At 57.5% G+C, this 18,095-nt stretch carries 14 protein-coding genes; 11 read left to right on the forward strand and 3 right to left on the reverse strand.

Translation table 11 applies throughout. The features are described 5' to 3' along the window. Positions 1-47: 47 nt before the first annotated feature. Both K6117_RS12405 and K6117_RS12410 read right to left on the reverse strand, forming a co-directional pair. Positions 48-956: a substrate-binding domain-containing protein gene (locus K6117_RS12405; protein ID WP_343211789.1), complete on the reverse strand. Its 909-nt coding sequence runs from the start codon at positions 954-956 to the stop codon at positions 48-50. Continuing rightward, on the reverse strand, positions 953-3,013 hold the full coding sequence (locus K6117_RS12410) for a hybrid sensor histidine kinase/response regulator (protein ID WP_221795552.1): 2,061 nt from the start codon (positions 3,011-3,013) through the stop codon (positions 953-955). The genes K6117_RS12405 and K6117_RS12410 overlap by 4 nt, the downstream gene beginning before the upstream one ends. Before the next feature lie 311 nt (positions 3,014-3,324). On the opposite strand from K6117_RS12410, the gene K6117_RS12415 reads away from it, so the two are divergent. Further along, positions 3,325-4,083 (forward strand): glutathione S-transferase family protein, encoded by a 759-nt coding sequence (locus tag K6117_RS12415; RefSeq protein WP_221795555.1) that lies wholly within the window; start codon positions 3,325-3,327, stop codon positions 4,081-4,083. Between the two features lie 79 nt (positions 4,084-4,162). Here K6117_RS12415 and K6117_RS12420 read toward each other — a convergent pair whose 3' ends face one another. Further along, the gene (locus K6117_RS12420; RefSeq protein WP_221795557.1) at positions 4,163-5,500 is read right to left on the reverse strand and encodes an aromatic ring-hydroxylating oxygenase subunit alpha; all 1,338 of its coding nucleotides are present in this window, start codon (positions 5,498-5,500) and stop codon (positions 4,163-4,165) included. A gap of 116 nt (positions 5,501-5,616) precedes the next feature. Between K6117_RS12420 and K6117_RS12425 the strand changes: the two genes are divergently transcribed. From K6117_RS12425 to K6117_RS12470, 10 genes are all read left to right on the forward strand, one after another. After that, on the forward strand, positions 5,617-6,462 hold the full coding sequence (locus tag K6117_RS12425; protein WP_221795560.1) for an ion transporter: 846 nt from the start codon (positions 5,617-5,619) through the stop codon (positions 6,460-6,462). A 257-nt stretch (positions 6,463-6,719) separates the two neighbouring features. Further along, positions 6,720-9,410 carry a LuxR C-terminal-related transcriptional regulator gene (locus K6117_RS12430; protein WP_221795563.1) on the forward strand — a complete coding sequence of 897 codons (2,691 nt, stop codon included), beginning with the start codon at positions 6,720-6,722 and terminating at the stop codon, positions 9,408-9,410. A gap of 132 nt (positions 9,411-9,542) precedes the next feature. Next, positions 9,543-10,880, forward strand: coding sequence for an aromatic ring-hydroxylating oxygenase subunit alpha (locus K6117_RS12435; protein ID WP_221795567.1), 1,338 nt, complete (start codon positions 9,543-9,545; stop codon positions 10,878-10,880). 31 nt (positions 10,881-10,911) lie between these two features. Continuing rightward, positions 10,912-11,679: a ThuA domain-containing protein gene (locus K6117_RS12440; protein WP_221795570.1), complete on the forward strand. Its 768-nt coding sequence runs from the start codon at positions 10,912-10,914 to the stop codon at positions 11,677-11,679. After that, positions 11,676-12,464, forward strand: a complete 789-nt coding sequence (locus tag K6117_RS12445; RefSeq protein WP_221795573.1) for an SDR family NAD(P)-dependent oxidoreductase — start codon at positions 11,676-11,678, stop codon at positions 12,462-12,464. The genes K6117_RS12440 and K6117_RS12445 overlap by 4 nt, the downstream gene beginning before the upstream one ends. A 30-nt stretch (positions 12,465-12,494) precedes the next feature. Beyond that, the gene (locus K6117_RS12450) at positions 12,495-12,953 is read left to right on the forward strand and encodes a nuclear transport factor 2 family protein (RefSeq protein WP_221795576.1); all 459 of its coding nucleotides are present in this window, start codon (positions 12,495-12,497) and stop codon (positions 12,951-12,953) included. Positions 12,954-12,955: 2 nt separating this feature from the next. Continuing rightward, positions 12,956-13,702, forward strand: a complete 747-nt coding sequence (locus K6117_RS12455) for an SDR family oxidoreductase (protein WP_221795578.1) — start codon at positions 12,956-12,958, stop codon at positions 13,700-13,702. 136 nt (positions 13,703-13,838) lie between these two features. Continuing rightward, on the forward strand, positions 13,839-16,241 hold the full coding sequence (locus K6117_RS12460) for a TonB-dependent receptor (protein WP_221795581.1): 2,403 nt from the start codon (positions 13,839-13,841) through the stop codon (positions 16,239-16,241). A 7-nt stretch (positions 16,242-16,248) separates the two neighbouring features. Then, positions 16,249-17,148, forward strand: coding sequence for a nuclear transport factor 2 family protein (locus tag K6117_RS12465; RefSeq protein ID WP_221795584.1), 900 nt, complete (start codon positions 16,249-16,251; stop codon positions 17,146-17,148). Between the two features lie 337 nt (positions 17,149-17,485). Then, on the forward strand, positions 17,486-18,095 hold a 610-nt coding region (locus K6117_RS12470; RefSeq protein WP_221795587.1), incomplete at its 3' end, for an AMP-binding protein.

The raw sequence follows: 18,095 nt of genomic DNA on the forward strand, positions 1-18,095 counted from the left end.
CCTTCCCTTATTAAGTCATATGGTTTGAGCGCGCTCGGGTTCAGCGCCTATGTTGCGCGCGTGCTCCCCCGGATGACCAGTTCCGGCTTCATCACCAAAGAGGGGGTATCAGCGCCGCCGATCCGGGCCAGCAGCTTTTCAATCATGGCAGCCGCACCGTGCGCAACATCCTGCCGGATGGATGTAAGTGGTGGATGAACATTCGCCGCAATTGGTAAATCATCAAAGCCTATGACGCAGACATCTGCCGGGACTTTTTTGCCGTGCTTGTGCAGCCATTCCATGGCAGTGATGGCAATGAGGTCCGATGCGGCAAAAATCCCATCGATAATCCCACCGACATTTTCGAGATGCTGCGCAATTTCATCCTTCATCTCGTCGCGGGCAAAATGTACTGATAAACGCCGCAATTTGACGCCACTCGCCGCCGCCGCGCGCTCGGCGCCGCTAAAGCGTTGCGCGACCTCAAGCGCCTCATCATTGCCCATGAGCGCGATAGAGCGCGCCCCATTGGCAATCAGATGTTGCACCGCCAGCTCGCCACCAAGGATGTTGTCGCAACCCACCGAACAATGTCGCTGATGGGCGACATGCGCGCCCCATACGACCATCGGCTGGTAATAGGCCGCTACTTGCTCGATCTGATTGAACTGGTCAGACTGACCAATCACCAGCAGGCCATCGCATTTGCGATGATCAGCCAATTCAGCAAGCCAATTGGGGTTGTCCGACGAATTGGCGCGGGTGATCGTGATAGCGTAGCCATGCGCGTCCAGGCTGTCCATGAGATGACCGAGGAAGGGCAGGAAAAATGGATCGGACAAATGCTGATGCCGATCATGTCCTATTGGCACGACGATGCAGATCAACCCTGTACGCGCGATGGGCGCTTGATCAAGGGGGTGGGGCGTCTGCGCCAAGCTTGCAGCAGCAGGTTTATTCGTCTCCCCGTTCATATTTCCGCTTTCCCGTTCGATATGCTTGGGGGGTTTTGATTATTCAACGTTTGACGAATGATATTGACCAGCTGGTCTGGCTCAAAGGGTTTGGTGATATACTCATCGACGCCGGCAGCCAGCGATTCTTCGCGCTCGGTTTGGGTCGCGCCGGCGGTCATCGCGATGACAGGAAGGTGGCTTAGATTTTGATCGCGCCGGATGTGCGCGACCAGTTCATTGCCGTCCATCACGGGCATCTGAATATCCATGAGTATTAAATCGCAGCTATAGGAAGGATCACGCAGCCGGTCCAAGGCTTGCTGGCCATCAGGGCAGCATTCCACAATAGCGCCCGCTGCGCTCAAAATAACATCGATCACATCAAGGATGAGTTCGCTATCATCGACGGCAAGGATGCGGACGCCCTCCAGCGTAGGCACAACGACGCTATCGGCCATAGGCGCTTGATCGACCGCGGGCGGTGGCGATGCATCAGGGGTGAGGTCGAGTATAATCTCCACCCAAAATGTGCTGCCGACGCCGGCGACGCTTTCTATGCCGGCGCTGCCGCCCATGCGGTGCGCCAATTCCTTGACGATCGCCAGACCAAGACCCGTCCCATAATGTTGTCGCGTGTTGCTGTCGTCGACCTGACTGAACCGACTGAAAAGCTTCGGTATATCTGCTGGCGCAATGCCGATGCCGGTGTCAATGACTTCGAAACGTAGCCTGTGCTTGTCGCTGCTTATAGGCGAGGGGGGGCTGACTCGGACGCGGACCTCGCCCTGTTCGGTGAATTTGATGGCGTTGCCAATCAAGTTGAACAGAATCTGGCGCAAGCGCATGGGGTCGCCGACATAATAGCGTGCAAGCGTTGGCGGTAAGGGGTTGAGAATCAGGCGCAGCCCCTTCTCATCCGCGCTAATGCCCATGATAGAGATCAGACTTAACAATTTGTGCCGCAGGTTGAATGTCTCATGCGAGAGTTGCAGCTCGTTGGCCTCAAGTTTCGTAAAGTCCAGCACATCATTGATAAGGCTGAACAATATCTCGCCCGCCTTGTTTAATTTTATCAATTGATCGCGTGCCGTCTTATCCAATCGAGCACTCTGAAGTATTCTCCCATATCCGATCAATGCGGATAGTGGCGTGCGTAATTCATGGCTGATATTGGAGATGAACTGGCTCTTCGCATGGTTAGCATTTTCAGCTTCAATCTTGGCCTTGGCCAATTCGCTGGTCCGTAATTTTATCTTTTCCTCTAAGTTTGACTGATTTTCTTCAAGCTGGACTTTGTATTCATGCTGTTCATGCACGTCTGTGTACATGCCTATCCATGATATAATCTTGCCTTCGCTATCATGAACGGGCGTGGTGCGTGAAATATTCCAACGCCATTGGCCAGACACATGATGCAGGCGAAATAGGCCGATATTCGTTGGTAAGCCGGATTCCACGGCCTGATGCCATCGCGCCATCAAATCGTCTCGATCATCCGGATGGATGGCATTTCGAAAACCCCCGTCTAGCCATTCTTCGCGGGACTGGCCCGTATAGCTGGCCCAGCTTGGATCAAATTCTTCCAGCTCTCCTTGTGCGTCACTGCACCATACAATCTGCGACGTAACGTCAATCAATGCCCGGAAACGCTCTTCGCTTTGCCGGAGTGCGAATTCCCTCTCCTTGCGGCTGGAGATGTCGAGATGGGCGCCATACATGAGCAAGGGCTTGCCATCGTCGGACCAGCTGATGACCTTGCCACGATCAAGGACCCACACCCAATGGCCAAGCTTGTGCTTCATTCTGGCCTCGATCTCGTAAAAGGCATCCTGACCAGAAAAATGCCGCTCAAGGGCTTGGCTAGAGTGTTCGAGGTCTTCGGGATGGGCGAGTGACAACCATGTCGTGATAGAGAGCGGGCGCAATTCGTCGAGCTTGTACCCTACGATTTCAGCCCAGCGATCATTGAAATCGGCTTCGCCCGTCTGGACGTTCCATTCCCATGTGCCGACATGCATGGCGTCGACGACGAACTGGTTCCGTTTGTGCTGATCTTGGTCTTCACAGCTCGCCACGGCAGGGCATCCTACGCTAAATTCATTGATTGGGCGGCTGGTTAAGCCTCGAATTCCACCAAGCTATCAAATAAAATAGACTTTGTCTTCACTTGGTCGTGGCGAGATGGGGCAGAAGATTTGAACCGGCCTATGCCGCCACGCAATATAGCCGCATCGCCGGTTCTATCTGTTGCCGGCCCCTCTCAGAAATCGACGGTGATCTTGGCGAAATAATATCCACCAATCGCAAGGGCGCATCCGGCCATTTGCTTTGACACCGCCCTTTGGGTCCCGCAGATATATGGACTGCGTCAAGCAACAATAACAGGATGAGGATCGGAACCGACATGATCGAACTTTATGGCTGCGGCAGCCCGAATGTGCGCAAGGTGGCGATCATGCTGGCCGAACTCGATCTGCCCTATAGCCAGCATTATGTTGCCGTGTTGAACGGCGCGCAGTTCGAACCTGCGTTTCTTGCTTTGAACCCGCTTGGCCGCGTGCCGGTGCTGGTCGATCCGGAAGGTCCGGCACAAGGCGATCCGATCTTCGAATCCGGTGCAATCCTGATCTATTTGGCAGAGGCCTATGGCCGCCCGGATCTGCTCCCCGCTGATGGTGCCGACCGCTATCAGGTGATGAAATGGCTGATGCTCCAGATGGGCAATATCGGCCCGATCTTCGGTCAGCATAATCATTTCCTGATCACCCCCGATCATGCCCAGAGCTATGCTGGACAACGTTATCGCGAACAGGCGGCCCGGTTGTATCGGTTGCTTGATGCCGAATTGGCCAAGCGGCCTTGGCTCGCCGATTATGGCTATTCGATCGCCGACATCGCGACCTATCCTTGGGTGCTGTATTGCGAGCGTCACGGCATGGAATGGGCCGACCTGCCGCATCTGCACGCCTGGATGGACCGGATCGAAGCGCGCCCTGCGGTACAAGAGGCCGATCAGATGATGAAGAAATTCGTCGCCGACGATGCCGCCCACATCGCCACCGCCACACAGGAAACATTCGATCGCTTCTTCTGGCGTCAAGCGAGCGGTCCCGGCGTCGATCTGTCACCGATGAAGGTGTCCTGAGCCTGATCAATCTGAAGTTCGTCCCGCCAGCGCGGCGGGACGAAATTCAGATTCCGCAATTGATGCCGGTCGCGATGCTCTATTCGACGAATGGCGCAAGGACCTGCTGGGCGCGAAGTCGTTCGGGAATATGTTCCGGGCCGATGACGCGGTCGATCTGTTCATGCGCGTGATAGATCCGGCGCTCTTGATAATTGAGGACGATCGACTTGAACGCAGGCGATTCCGCAGACACCTGAACGCTAGGCAGATATGTCAGGTCCTCATCGAGAATGAAGTTGAAAGCTTCGATCTTTTGCTTCCACGCTTCTGGTAATTCTTCTTCGCCATGGGGCATGCCGAACCAGACGACATCAAAGCGGCTGGTATTGATCCCGGTGGGCCAGAACAGCAGCAGCGGGAAGCCATTGGAATAGACCGGGGTGGTGAGATTCGGGAAAGCGGTGAACGCTGTCACGAATTGCCGCGGGATCGGGCCGACGCTCGGGATGTCCGCAATCCCGCCCATGCCCATGCTGAAACCGGTTTCTTCCGAAACATCGGCTGCAGGCTGAAAGCCGTCATTCCACGGCAGGATATTGCGGGAATGGCCATTCTTGAACAGCGACATCACCGTGCCATAATGATCGACGGCGCATTTCGGACCCGGCAGGCCCACGCTGCCCCGATGGACCGAGACGAAGTGATAGTTTTCGGCAAAGGCGTCCATCAGGACTTTCCAGTTGCACGCCACGTCATAGCTATAGCTTGTGATGTAACTGAGATTGTCGATGTCGAATTGTTCAATCTGGGCGGGCAAGGCGCCGAGATATTGCTGCAACGGGACTGCGTCGTTTGATGCGTTGATAAAGATCCAGCCGCCCCATGTTTCGCATTTCAGCTTCACAAGGCCGCGCTTTGATTTGTCCAGCCCATCGAAATCCCGGCTGTCGGGGACGCCGAGCAAATCGCCGTCGAGATTATAGGTCCACGCGTGATAGCCGCAGACCAATCTTTTGCCGAGGCAGGTGCCTTGACGTTCCTGCACGATGCAGCCACCGCGGTGTGAGCAAGTGTTATAAAAGGCGTTGAAACCGTTTTCCGTCCGCACGATGATGACGGGCATGCCGGGGACGCCGTCGAAGGCGAGAAAGCTACCGACTTGTGGAAACTGGTCCTTGTGTCCGGCATAGAGCCAGCTGCGCTGCCAGAGATATTTCAGTTCAAGCTCATAAAATTCCGGGGAGATATAACGCTCGGCAGGTAGGTCAGGTAAATGAGGAAAACCCTCGGGATAGCCTTCACGCGACTTTTCATATGCCACGCGTTCTTTCAGATTTTCGATCGTTTCCATGACTTCAACCTCATCCCCGACATGATGGCCAATGCGATATTCTTGTACGCTCGGCCAGTCTACCAACACAATGGATAGAAACATTCGGGGGGTATATGTTCATTAGAGTGATGCGCACCTTTTTGGCGGCATATTCGCGAATGTGCCGATAGCAGATCGCGGGTGCTGGCGATCCTTGTCCGTCATGGTATCAGATGAGGATGAATCAGACCCTGCCATATAGCAACCTGGAATATGGCGAGCCTCACGCCGGTTGGCGGAGGAAGGTATATCAGGTTGTTTTTGAGTCGGATACGCGTGCGGGCGTCTTGTTCGACAAGGCGCTTATTGTCGCGATAGTTACCAGTATTCTGACAGTCGTCATGGACAGCGTGCCAGCGCTCCATGCGCGCTGGGCAGGGATGTTTACTGTTCTGGAATGGTTTTTTACCCTGTTGTTCACTGTTGAATATGGCATGCGCGTACTCTGTTTGCGCCGGCCCATGAAATATGCTGGCAGTTTTTACGGTATCGTTGATCTGCTGGCGGTGTTGCCAACTTACACCGCGTTGCTGTTCCCTGTGATCCATGTGCTGATCGATGTGCGGGTTATCCGCTTGGTACGCATCTTCCGCATTTTTAAGCTGACTGCCTATATCGGGGAGTTCCAGCTGCTGAGTGGCGCCATGATCGCGAGCGCCCGAAAAATCACGGTTTTCCTGAGCATAGTCATCATGGTGGTGGTCGTGATGGGATCGGTCATGTACGTGGTCGAAGGACCGGCAAATGGATTTACCAGTATTCCCACCTCGATATATTGGGCCATTACGACAATGACGACGGTGGGCTTTGGTGATATCGCGCCGAAGACCGAACTCGGCAGGTTGATTTCGTCGATGATGATGTTGGTCGGATGGGGTACGTTGGCCGTGCCGACCGGTATCGTGACGACTGAACTGGCGTTCCGCCGCCAGTCTGGCCAGCCCTGCCCGACATGTGGCGCTGATACCCGGCATTTCTCGGCGAATTTCTGCTCGAATTGTGGTAATGCATTTCGGTCGTCATGATATTGCTGCTTGATGATGACGGGCGCAATGTCGTTGCAAATCGGTCACATGCGATGCAGTTATTATAGCCTGCTGGACAATTAGTTTGAGGCCGCATAGCATCAGATAAATAGCCTTCATCCATTATAGGCATGATTGGCTCAATGGTGCTTTGTACAATGTGCAAGTGCCTTAAAATATAATAGTTTTACTACGCAATAATGATCGGACACTAAAGTCCAGCGCGTATAAAATGGAGGGGGCGTAGAAGCCATTCAATGCATTATCCTGCGACCTTGTTGCCAGCGAGCTGCGCTGTGGTCCCCAAGTTTCGGGGTAAATGGGTCTCGCCGCCTGCGCTGGATTTTGCGGCGGATTTGCTCGGCGACTATCGCTTCATGATGCTGACCGCATTGCCGGGCAGCGGCAAAACTCGGTTGATGACCCGGATGTTCAGCGAGATGCAGGCCAATGCGCATGTCTGTTGCTGGCTGCGCGTTCCGCCCCTGATGCAGCCGCCGGGCGCGATCTCGCGGATCATCGCCACCAGCCTTGTCCGGGGCGTGATCGGTGATCGCAGCGCGACGGCGGCGCTGTTGATGGGCCATGGCATTGATCCCGGTATGATCCTGTCGGTTGCGTTGAACGAAGTGGCTGCCTTTGAAGGCGCGGTCGTGTTGTTCATCGACGATATTCATCACATCGACGCGCATGTGCCTTTGCTGGAATTGCAGGGGTTGATCGACCTCGCGCCCGAAAATCTACGGATCGTAATGGCGTCGCGGACCGTGACTCGGCTCAAATTGGCGAAGCTGCGCAATGACGGCCTGTTGGTCGATCTCAAGCATCAGGATTTCGAGGTTGCGTTCAAGCAATTGCCGGAAATTGTCGCGGATGCGGGGCTGCCGATTACCGAAATGGCGGAACTGCGCGAGCTGTGGCATCGGACGCGCGGCTGGGTGGCAGGGTTGCGGTTGCTGGCGCGCAACAAGGTCCGCACGCCGGCCAAGGCGACGAACAGTCACGGTTTCGCCAAGAGCCGGGAGCTGCTCGATTATTTCGAGCAGGAGGTTTTTGCCGGCCTGTCCGATGACGCGCGGGGCGCGCTGGATGTGATGTTGACGCCGCGCCGTCTGGTGCATGATCTGATGTTGTCCTTGGGCGGGGATGAGGAGGCGGCGGCCTATCTCGATGAACTGGAGGCTCAAGGCCTGCTGACTCTCCTGCCGCATCAGGCCGTGCGCACCTATTGCGCCGCGCCGTTGCTGGTCGAGGCAACGCGCGCGCATTCGCTGCTTGCGCCGGAAGAAGTCGCGGCGCTGCATCGGCGCTGCTGCGACTGGTTCGAGGCGCAGGGCCAATTGACGGTCGCGGCGGCGCATGCGGTGGATGGCGGGGACATTCAACGTGCGATCCTGCTGATCGAACGATGCGGCATCGCCATGATTTCGGATGGCGACATCACCGAATTGCAGTCGTGGCTGCCGAGCCTGCCCTTGGCCGATTTGCGGCGGCATCCGATTGCGCTGCTGGCCGTCGCTTGGGCGCTGTCGTTGCTCTATCGGCTGGATGAGGCGGCGGAGATGCTGGCGCTGCTGGAACAGGATCTCGTTGCGATGCCTGCGCTGGCGGCTCAGCTTGATGCCAATATGTCCGCGCTGCGCATCATGCATTTTTCGATGCGCGATGATTTCCATCAAGTCAGCGTGCATGGGCGGATCTGGCGGCAGAAATATGCCGGGGCCAATGACTGGTTTGAAAATGTCATCGACAATTCGATCAGCTTCAGCCTCGCGCTGACGGGGCAGGCGGACCGCGCCCGGATCGTGCTTGAGCGCGCCTATTTGCCCGACTTCTGCGCGAACAGTCCCTATGCGGCGATTTACAGCCGCAGCATCTTGGGGTTGATCGACCTGCGCGATGGTCAGGTGCGGCGGGCGGAGGCGAATTTTTCATGGGCCGTGAAAAAGGCCGAGACCGATATCAGCCCCAATTCGACCGGCGGGGTGATGGCGGCGGGCTTGCTGGCCAGCGCCTGTTATGAGCGCAATGACATCGCGCGGGTGCAGGAGTTGATCGCCGGCTATGCATGGTCGCTCCATGCCCATTTGTTCACCGATGCCAGATTCCATGCCTATCGCGCCAAGGCGCGGGATTTGTCGCATCGCGGCCAATATCGCGCGGCGATTACCAGCCTTGAACGCATTCTCGATGCAGGACCGGCGGTGCAGTTGCTGCGCGTCCATGTCGATGTGCTGGCGGAGAAGATCATCGTCGCGCTCGACAATCGCGATACCCGCATGGCGACGGCCTATATCCGTGCGCTGGATGATCTGATGCAAGGGCTTGATCCCGATGATGGCCAGCGGCCCTATGTCGAGACGGTGTTGCTGGGATCGCAGGCGCATCTCGATATCGTGCTGGGCATGCCGGAAAATGCGATGGCGTTGCTCGTCAAGGCCATTCGCATCGATATGGGTAGCGGTTGGCGGTTGCGCGCTTTCCATTGGGCGGTGTTGATGGTGCGCGCCTTGTGGCGGCAAAACAAGCGCAAGACGGCGGTGCGGTTGCTGGATCGCTTGCTGGGCTATGCTGCCCGGGCGGGTATTTTCCGCACGATTTTGGATGGCGGCAGCGACATTGCCGAGGTGTTGAACGCGATTGCGCAGGAGGGGCGTGGCCGGACGGATCGGCGCAAGGCGCGGCTGTTGCAGATGCTGCGCGAGGCGTTCGACCCGCGCCTTGCCCGCCCGCGCGAGGAGGCCAATGCCGGGGCGGCGGAAGCACAGAACGCCCTGACCGAACGCGAAATCGCGCTCATTCGCTTTGCCCGTGCGGGCCTGACCAATCGCCAGATCGCCGAACGCATGCATGTGAGCGAGAACACGATCAAATGGCATTTGAAGAATGTGTTCGAAAAAGCGGGCATCAAGCGCCGCGCGGAGCTGGCGGGCATTCAACTGCGCTGATTGTGGTCCTAAAGTCCCCTACCCACACCAGCCACCCCCATGAGCGGGTGGTTATAGCGGCGAATATGCCCGCTAACCCTGATGGCGCAGAGATGCCGAACGGCACGGCTTAGAAATATAGTGGAGAGAGCGATGACGCAGGCGCCAGAGTTTCAGGTGGACCCGGCTTCCTATTGGTCAAAGGAATGGGCCGAACAGGAATGGACGCATCTTTGGTCCAAGGCCTGGCACATGGGGCCGCGCGTCGAAGAAGTCGCGGAAAACGGCGATGTGTATGTGCATTCGCTTGGCCGTGAGAGCCTGTTGTTCGTCCGCACCGATGGGGGCGAGGCCAAGGGATTTTTCAACGTCTGTCGCCATCGTGCGAGCCGGTTGTTGCTGAACGCGGACGGCCCGACCTTCGTCAATCAGTTCCACTGCCCCTTTCATGGCTGGTGCTATAATCTCAATGGCGAATTGACCCATGTCCCCTATCGTGAGCGTTTTGACGAAAATGTGTTGAGCGAACCCGGTCGCGCCGACCTGAAGACCTTTCGGGTAGAGAGTTTCGCAGGCTGGCTGTGGTATACGCTTGATGACGAAGCACCGTCGCTGATGGAGTATCTCGGCCCGATCGGCCCGAAGCTTGACGCCTATAAAATGGAGCGGGCGACGATCATCGATTACAAGACGTTCGAATTCGGCTGCAATTGGAAGACGACATTCGATGCGTTTAACGAAAGCTATCACTTCCAGACGCTGCATTCCGAAATTCTGGCGTGGGGCAATGAGGATGCGCCGATCACGCTCCTCAATATCCATAGCTATATGGTCAATGAATATGGCAGGCCGAGCAAGCTCTACCCGGAACAGGTCAAGCTCAATCCGTCACTGGAAAATCTGCTGTCCGCCAATGGCATCGATCCGGCGACATTCACGGGCAAGGCCACCGATGTGCGCGCCGCCGTTCAGCAGGCCAAGCGCGCCAAGCAGGGCAAGTCGGTATTCCCGTATGAAAATCTGACCGATAGCCAGCTTTCCGATGCCTATCATTATCAGCTGTTCCCCAGCACCCATTTTAATCTCTTTCCGGAATTCTACGTCGCGCTGCGCTATCGCCCGCATCCGAGCGGCGATCCGGAGAAAATGTATTTCGACTTCATCATGTGCGCGACGCTGGAAGAAGGTGAAACCGTTCCGCCCTATGAACATCGGGTCGTGCGCGGCGGCGAAGAGCCGGTGGAGGACATTCTCAAATGGGGGGTGCGCAAGCATCCGGTGGTGAACGAGGTGCTCGGCCAGGATGTCGATCTCGTCGAATTTGTGCAAAATGGCCAGCGGTCGCAAAGTTTCGAGGGTGCTATTCTCAGCGTCGACGAACGGCGGATTGCCCATTTCCATCACAATATCGCCGAACTGATCAGCGGTCGCTCAATCCGCGATCTGCTCGCCAGCAACCCGGTGGAACCGGACGCGCATAGCGGTCATTGATACCTGTGCCGACAATTGTGGAGTCCCGCCGATGACTGTCGTTCGAGTGCATCTCATCTGTGGGGCCCCCACGCATGACACCAATTATGTCCGGCTTGAACTGCTCAAGGCGCTGCATGAGGATGATCGTGCATGGGTGACGGTCGGGGATGATTTTTCCGACCTCGACAAGATCAAGCAGGCCGATGCGCTGATTGTTTATACCTGCAATATCTCGCCTTCGGACGCGGAAATGGGGGCGCTGGAGGCGTTTGTCGAGCGTGGGGGGCGGGTGTTTGCCATGCATGCCAGTAATGCGCTGATCCGCTTTACCGATGGCCCGCCGATCATCGCGCAGGGCATCGAAATTCCCGGACAGGTGGATACGACCGATACCAATCCGCGCTTCACCCACCTGCTGGGCAGCCGCTTTATCGCGCATTTGCTGTTGGGGTCGATGCATGTCGAGGTGGCGGCCCCTGATCACCCGCTGATGCGCGGGCTTTCATCGTTCGATGTGGTCGATGAGCCCTATATCGTTGAGTTGACCGGGCCTTGCGAGGTCCTGTTGTCGGCGCGTTTTTCGGGCAGCAATCCCGGCTATGTGCGCGGCGACTGGCCAGAACCGATCGACCATCCGCAAATGTATCTGCGGCAGCAAGGGCAAGGCGAGGTGCTGTATCTCAATCTCGGCCATAGCAGCGGACGCTATGATTTCCTTCCCTTGATGGCGGAGGGGCCGGTGACGCGCGGGCCATGGGAGGCCCCCGGCTTTCGCGCGGTATTGGCGCGCGCACTGGCATGGGTATTGGGCGCATGAGCCGGCTTGCAGGCAAGGTCGCATTGGTGCTGGGCGCGGGCGGCGCGGGCAATATGGGGCAGGCCATCGCCCGGCGTTTCGCGGCGGAGGGGGCCATAGTCGTGATCAGCGGGCGCAGCATGGCGTCGCTGGACGCATTGGCGCAGGAGCTGGGGGCGCTGGCGGTCGAGTGCGACATTACGGTGCGGCCTTCGTTGCAGGCGCTCGCTGATCGGGTGGTCGGCGTGCATGGCCGGATCGATGTGGCCGTGAATTGCGTTGGGCTCAATCTGTCGGTGCCGTTTCTGGAAACAAGCGATGAGGATCTGGCGCGCCTCTATGCGGTCCAGTTCAAAGGGCCGTTCCAGTTCATGCAGGTGATGGTCGAGGCGATGGTGCAGGGCGGCTCTATCATCCAGATCAGCTCTGCCGCCGGGACTGTCCTGCTCGATGATTATGCGGCCTATCGCGGCACCAAGGCGGGGATTGATCAGGTCGTGCGCAGCGTCGCCGATGAATTCGGCGCGCGCGGCATTCGCGCCAATTCGATCTCGCCGGGTGCGGTCCGGACACCGATGACGGAAGGTCTGTGGCAATCGCCTGCCGCCGTTGCCGAGTTCGCCGCGACATCGCCGCTCGGGCGGATCGGCACGGTCGAGGACATTGCGGCGGCGGCCTTGTTCCTTGCCGAGGATGCCTGTTTCATGACCGGCGAAAATCTGCATGTGAGCGGCGGGCTCTTGCTGCGCAAGAACCCGACCAAGGCGGACATATTGCGCGCCATGGCGCAGCCGTCGCCGCAATAAATAACGACAATCAAAAGAGGAGAATCGGACATGAATCGTCAGGAGAATATCGACCTGCTCAACCAATATTTCACGGCCATGTCGAACGGCGAATGGGAGACGGTCGAAAATATGTATCATGACGATATCGTGATCCATATGTTGGGCACGACCCCGGCATCCGGTCGTCTCGAAGGCAAGTCGATGGTGACGGACGAGCTGATCGCGGCGCAGGTGCACGGCGCGCTCGTGCCCGAAAAGATGCATTTCGCCAAAAACTGGAAAATCATGTGCGCCGATGATGAGCGAGTAGTCGCCATCATGGAAGGGGGCGGGCCGACCCTGTCCGGCGACAATTACGACCAGACCTATTGCGAGATATTCCGCTTCCAGGATGGGAAGGTGATCGAGATGCATGCGTTTTTCGATACGGCATTGGCTGAACGCGCACTTTTCAAGAACCCACTGGCGACCCCGCGCGGGCCGGTCGCCAAGCCGTTGAGCTATTGATCATGGCGCGGGATAGCTTCGCGGGCAAAATCTGCCTTGTCACGGGTGCGGCGCGCGGGATTGGCGGCGCGATTGCCCGTGCATTCACCGAAGAGGGCGCGCAGGTCGTGATGACGGACGTGCTGGGGCCGGAACTGGACGATCATGCCAATAGCCTTGGGCAAATCGGCGTCCATCATGATGTCGCGGATGAACAGGGTTGGCGTGACCTGATCAAGATGATCGAGGATCGTTTTGGCAGGCTCGATATTCTCGTCAACAATGCGGGCTATGGCTGGTTGAAAAATATCACTGAGATCGCGCTGGAGGATTGGCGCCGGTTGATGGCCGTCAATGTCGATGGGGTGTTTCTCGGGATGAAGCACGCGATCCCGTTGATGGCGCGCGGCGGCGGCGGGGCGATTGTGAACATGTCGTCCATGTATGGCACGGTCGGTAATGCGGGGACGGCGGCCTATTGCGCGAGCAAGGGCGCGGTCACGATGATGACCAAAGCGGTGGCGCTCGAATGTGCCGAGGCGGGCAATGGCATTCGCGTCAATTCGATCCATCCCGGCTATGTGCGGACACCTTCGGTGGCGGAGACGCTGACCACCGAGCAGATCGATGTGCTGCGCGCGCTGCACCCGATGGATCGTCTGGCGGACCCGATGGAAATTGCCCGTTCGACCCTGTTTCTGGCGTCCTCGGATGCGTCGTTCATGACCGGGGCGGAACTGCATGTCGATGGCGGCTTCACTGCCCGCTGATCTGGCCGGGGTGTGGGTGGCGCGCGTGGCGAGGGGGTAGTGCAGGCATCACACACCCACCCGGTGGTGCAGGTAGTTTGTTGCGGAACGTGACCAGCTAATTCTGAAATCCTAAAAAATATAAATGGAGGATAAGATGCCTGTGCGAACACTTCGTCGCTCACTCATTTCCGCGACCGCCTGCGTGGCGCTGATGCCGATGGCGGCTTATGCAGAGCAAAAGCCGGACACTGCCGATAATGATACGCAAACCTATGCCAGCGATATTATCGTGTCGGCGCGGCAACGCACCGAACGGTTGATCGACGTGCCGGTGGCCGTCACCGCATTAAGCAAGGTCGATCTCGATCGCTATGGCGCGAAAAGCCTATCCGATATCGCCCAGCTCGCGCCGCAGGTCAGCGTCGCCAAGCAGGCGAGCGGCGGCGGGAATTCCTTCGTCATTCGCGGGATCGGGTCTTCCACCCTTGATACCGGTTTCGATCAGTCGGTCGCGATCAACGTCGATGGCGTGCAGACCGGTCGTGGCCGGTCGTTGCAACAGAGCTATTTCGATCTGGCGCAGGTCGAAATCCTGAAAGGGCCGCAGGCGCTGTTCTTCGGGAAAAACAGCCCCGCCGGGGTGATTTCGATGACCTCGGCCAATCCGACCAAGGAATTGTCGGTGGGTGGCAATGTGGGCTATGAATTCGTCGCCCGCGAATGGCTGGGCAGCGGCTATGTTTCCGGTCCGATCACCGAAACATTGGGCGCGCGCATCGCGTTTCAGGCCCGCCGGTCACGCGGCTGGATGCACAATGTGCCTGCCACAACGCTGCCGGCATGGGAGCCTGCAACGGGCCTCGACATGCGGGCTGCCGACAAATGGGGGCCGAAAGAACGTGAAATCATGGGCCGGTTGACACTGGCGTTCAACCCGACCGATGCCCTCGACATGAATTTCAAATTCACCACCGGTGTCTCGAAGGACAATGGTGAAGGGACCAATGGCGAAATCGTGTATTGCGGCGGCGGCCCGGTCAACGGGCTGGTCGATCCCTATTCGGATTGCAAAAAGGATCGTCATGTCGCGGCGGCCTATATGCCGAGGGAAATGATGAAGGGCTTTATCGCCGGGGGCGATGGCGATTCATATTCCAGCTACAAGCCGATCTTGGCATCGTTGACGACGAACTGGAGCTCGGATGCGTTGAAGCTGACCTCCGTGACCGGCTATTTCCATTATAATCTCAAATATTTCCAGAACGGCTTCGAGAAAACGAGCTACGCCTATAATGTCGGTTCGCAGGCGGAAAAATATAAGTCGTTCACACAGGAAGTGCGGGCGCTCACGACCCTGGACTCGCCGATCAACGTCATGGTCGGCATGTTCTATCAAGATACGTCGCTCGACAATGGCCAGTCCTTCCGTATTGCCGCCCTGCCGCAAGATCCGGCGACCGGCAGCTATCTGAGCATTTCGAAAACCGGCGCAGTATCGACCAAGACCTATTCGGCCTTTGGGCAGGTGATTGCCAAGCTGACGGACAAGATCGAACTGGCGGGGGGTATCCGGTGGACGCGTGAATCCAAGAATGTCGATCAACGGAATATCTATGTGCATCCGCTGATTTCCGCCTTGTTCCCGCTCAAGGAATTCTCGTCGAAATTCAAGGACAATAATTATTCACCGGAAGCGACGCTGACCTATCATCCGACGGGCAGCACCACCCTCTATGCCGCGTACAAGACGGGCTATAAATCGGGTGGTTTGGGCCTGCCCGCCATCTTGAGCTCCAGCACGGTCGAATCCGACTTTTCCTTCGGACCGGAAAAGGTCAAGGGCGGCGAAGTCGGTGCGAAAGGTGAGTTCCTGAATGGACGACTGACCGTCAACAGCGCGATCTATCTCTATGACTATAAGGGGCTGCAGGTCGATATTTTCGATGGGGCGAAGGTCACTTATCAGGTGTTCAACGCAGGTTCTGCCCGGACCAAGGGGGCGGAAATCGATGTGGCGTATCGGCCTCTCACCGGGTTGATGCTGCGTGCCGGGCTTGGATATAACAAGGCGCGCTATCGCGATTATCTGTCCGCCTGCTATGCCGGTCAGACAATTAATGACGGGTGCAATCTGGCGCTGGTCGGAACTGCCTATACCCGTCAGGATCTGGGTGGTGCACCCACCGTGCGCGCCCCTGATTGGAGCGGCAATATGGGCGTCAGCTATGACACCCCTGTCAGCAATGGCATGATGCTTGGCCTGTCGACGGACTTCACCGGCGTGTCCAAATATTATTTCAGTGAAACCGAAGGTCCGGGCACGCTGCAAAAGGGTTATGTCAAGATCAACGCCGGTATCCGTCTCTATAAGGAGGATAATAGCTGGTCGATCGCCTTGCTGGCCAAGAACCTCACCGACAAATATGTCGTGGTGGGCGGCAGCGATCGCCCTGCCACCGGGGCGGGTACCGGCACCGGTGCGGGCACCAATGCCGATATTCTCGGCTATATCGATCGCCCGCGTGAAGTGACGTTGCAACTGGGCTTCAAATTCTAAAGGTTGAATGATGACAAAGCTGAGCCATCGCGCGGTTATGGAAGATTATTACCGCGCGATGGGCGAGGGCGACTTTGCCCATGTCGTCTCGCTGCATTCACCTGATGTCATTTGCTGGATGTCCGGCTGGAGCCTCGTCTCCGGCCGGTTCCAAGGTCGTGATGACCTTTATGCCCATATGGGACAACATGTTCTCGGGCCGTTGGTGGTCGGGTCTGAGCCTTATGTGAAGGGGTCCCGGCTGGTGATCGTCGATGGCGATCTGACGGTGGGCCTGTTGCATGGCGGCCTGCCGGCGCAAGACGGGGGTCGTTACGACCAATATTATCTCCAGATCTTTCGCTATGAAGAGGGCCTCATCGCTGAAATCGTCGAAATGTTCGATACGGTGATGGTCGAAACCCAATTATTCAAGCACCGGCTGACGACACCGCGCCTGCCGCCCGCTATGCCTTTCCATCTCGATGCGCCTGCCATCACATCGGCCTTGACGCGTGATGGCATGGTCATCCTCGCACAGTCATTCGCGGATGCGCTGGCGGCGCGGCATTTCCCAAAGGCTGTTGCATGCTGTAGCCCACGGGCCGAGATCAGGGTGATTGGCTCCACGCCTTATTCGGGCTGCACGACCGATCTGACAATCTTGAAGACGATGTTCGCTGACGGCCTGCAATATACGCGGGTGGCGGCGGCGGACGGCGTAGCAGCGGTCGTGCTCGCGCAGGGTGGAAGTCCCGATCATGTGCAGCAATATGGGCTGTTGATCGAAGCGGATGGCGAGAGCATCGGCTGCATTTCAGTGTTTTTCGATACGGCGGCGGCAGAAGAGCATGTGTTCGATAACCCTCTTTGTCCCGCGCCCTCTACGTCCATCATGCCGCCCTTTGATGTGACCAAACTCCTGTAAAGGACATGATGCCGTGCGGTAAGGTGGGTTCCGACTCTTTCGCATGACCGAAAAGGGCGTCGTGGTCGACGGTGTCGCATATGAGCTGTACTACCTGATCTTCGCCGCCGGATTTGAAGTGAACCGGGCGTCATGCAGGGCCATTATCCGGAAGGCGCGCTGAAATTCTACAAAATGCTCGCACAGTGGCGTGCGGATGGTAGGTTTGAGGGGGCTCACGCTCCACCGCTGATGAAGTTGTAGGGCATGAGAATGGTCTGGCTGGCCGATGGGCGTGCGCCAAGTCGGTCTGTCAGACGCGCTTGAGCCCGACAACTGCAATGCAGGGAAAGAACCGATGCGTACCGAAGGCAATATCGAGAGACTGCTGAAAAGCGCCCGTCGCCATCGTTTAGGCGATCTGCTGTACCGCAGCGCGGTGCGGATGCCGAACAAGACGGCCATCGTCTATCGCGACCTTCGACAAAGCTTCGCCGAGCTGGACGACATGGTGAACAGAATGGCGAACGCCTTGGCAGAACGCGGCGTGCGCAAGGGCGATCACATTGCCATGCTGTCGCACAACAACCATGCGTTTGTCGTTGTACGCTTTGCGCTTGCCCGGCTCGGCGCGGTGATGGTGCCGATCAATTTCATGCTGAATGCCGCCGAGGTCGCGTACATCCTCGACAATGCGGAGGCGTGCGGCCTGATCGCAGAAGACGCGTTGGTTGCCACCGCAGATGCCGCCATCGCGGAAGCCGGGCTCACGCTCAAGCTCAAGGGTGCCATTCGCGAAACGCTGCAAACGACACCGAGCGGATGGGAATGCGTGCAAGATTGGATGGCGCATCCAAATGCCATCGCACCAGATGTCGACATTGATGACGATGAGCCGGTGCAGATGCTTTATACCAGCGGTACTGAATCCCGCCCCAAAGGGGCGATGCTGTCGGCGCGTTGTCTCT

This window comes from Alteraquisediminimonas sediminicola (genome assembly GCF_019740335.1).
GTDB classification, from domain to species: domain Bacteria; phylum Pseudomonadota; class Alphaproteobacteria; order Sphingomonadales; family Sphingomonadaceae; genus Alteraquisediminimonas; species Alteraquisediminimonas sediminicola.

Coding starts and splice junctions, on each gene's coding strand:
- K6117_RS12420 (WP_221795557.1), bottom strand. CDS start 5,500: ATGTTTCTATCCATTGTGTTGGTAGACTGGCCGAGCGTACAAGAATAT.
- K6117_RS12445 (WP_221795573.1), top strand. CDS start 11,676: ATGAGCCGGCTTGCAGGCAAGGTCGCATTGGTGCTGGGCGCGGGCGGC.
- K6117_RS12430 (WP_221795563.1), top strand. CDS start 6,720: ATGCATTATCCTGCGACCTTGTTGCCAGCGAGCTGCGCTGTGGTCCCC.
- K6117_RS12465 (WP_221795584.1), top strand. CDS start 16,249: ATGATGACAAAGCTGAGCCATCGCGCGGTTATGGAAGATTATTACCGC.
- K6117_RS12425 (WP_221795560.1), top strand. CDS start 5,617: ATGAATCAGACCCTGCCATATAGCAACCTGGAATATGGCGAGCCTCAC.
- K6117_RS12405 (WP_343211789.1), bottom strand. CDS start 956: ATGAACGGGGAGACGAATAAACCTGCTGCTGCAAGCTTGGCGCAGACG.
- K6117_RS12435 (WP_221795567.1), top strand. CDS start 9,543: ATGACGCAGGCGCCAGAGTTTCAGGTGGACCCGGCTTCCTATTGGTCA.
- K6117_RS12415 (WP_221795555.1), top strand. CDS start 3,325: ATGAGGATCGGAACCGACATGATCGAACTTTATGGCTGCGGCAGCCCG.
- K6117_RS12450 (WP_221795576.1), top strand. CDS start 12,495: ATGAATCGTCAGGAGAATATCGACCTGCTCAACCAATATTTCACGGCC.
- K6117_RS12460 (WP_221795581.1), top strand. CDS start 13,839: ATGCCTGTGCGAACACTTCGTCGCTCACTCATTTCCGCGACCGCCTGC.
- K6117_RS12455 (WP_221795578.1), top strand. CDS start 12,956: ATGGCGCGGGATAGCTTCGCGGGCAAAATCTGCCTTGTCACGGGTGCG.
- K6117_RS12440 (WP_221795570.1), top strand. CDS start 10,912: ATGACTGTCGTTCGAGTGCATCTCATCTGTGGGGCCCCCACGCATGAC.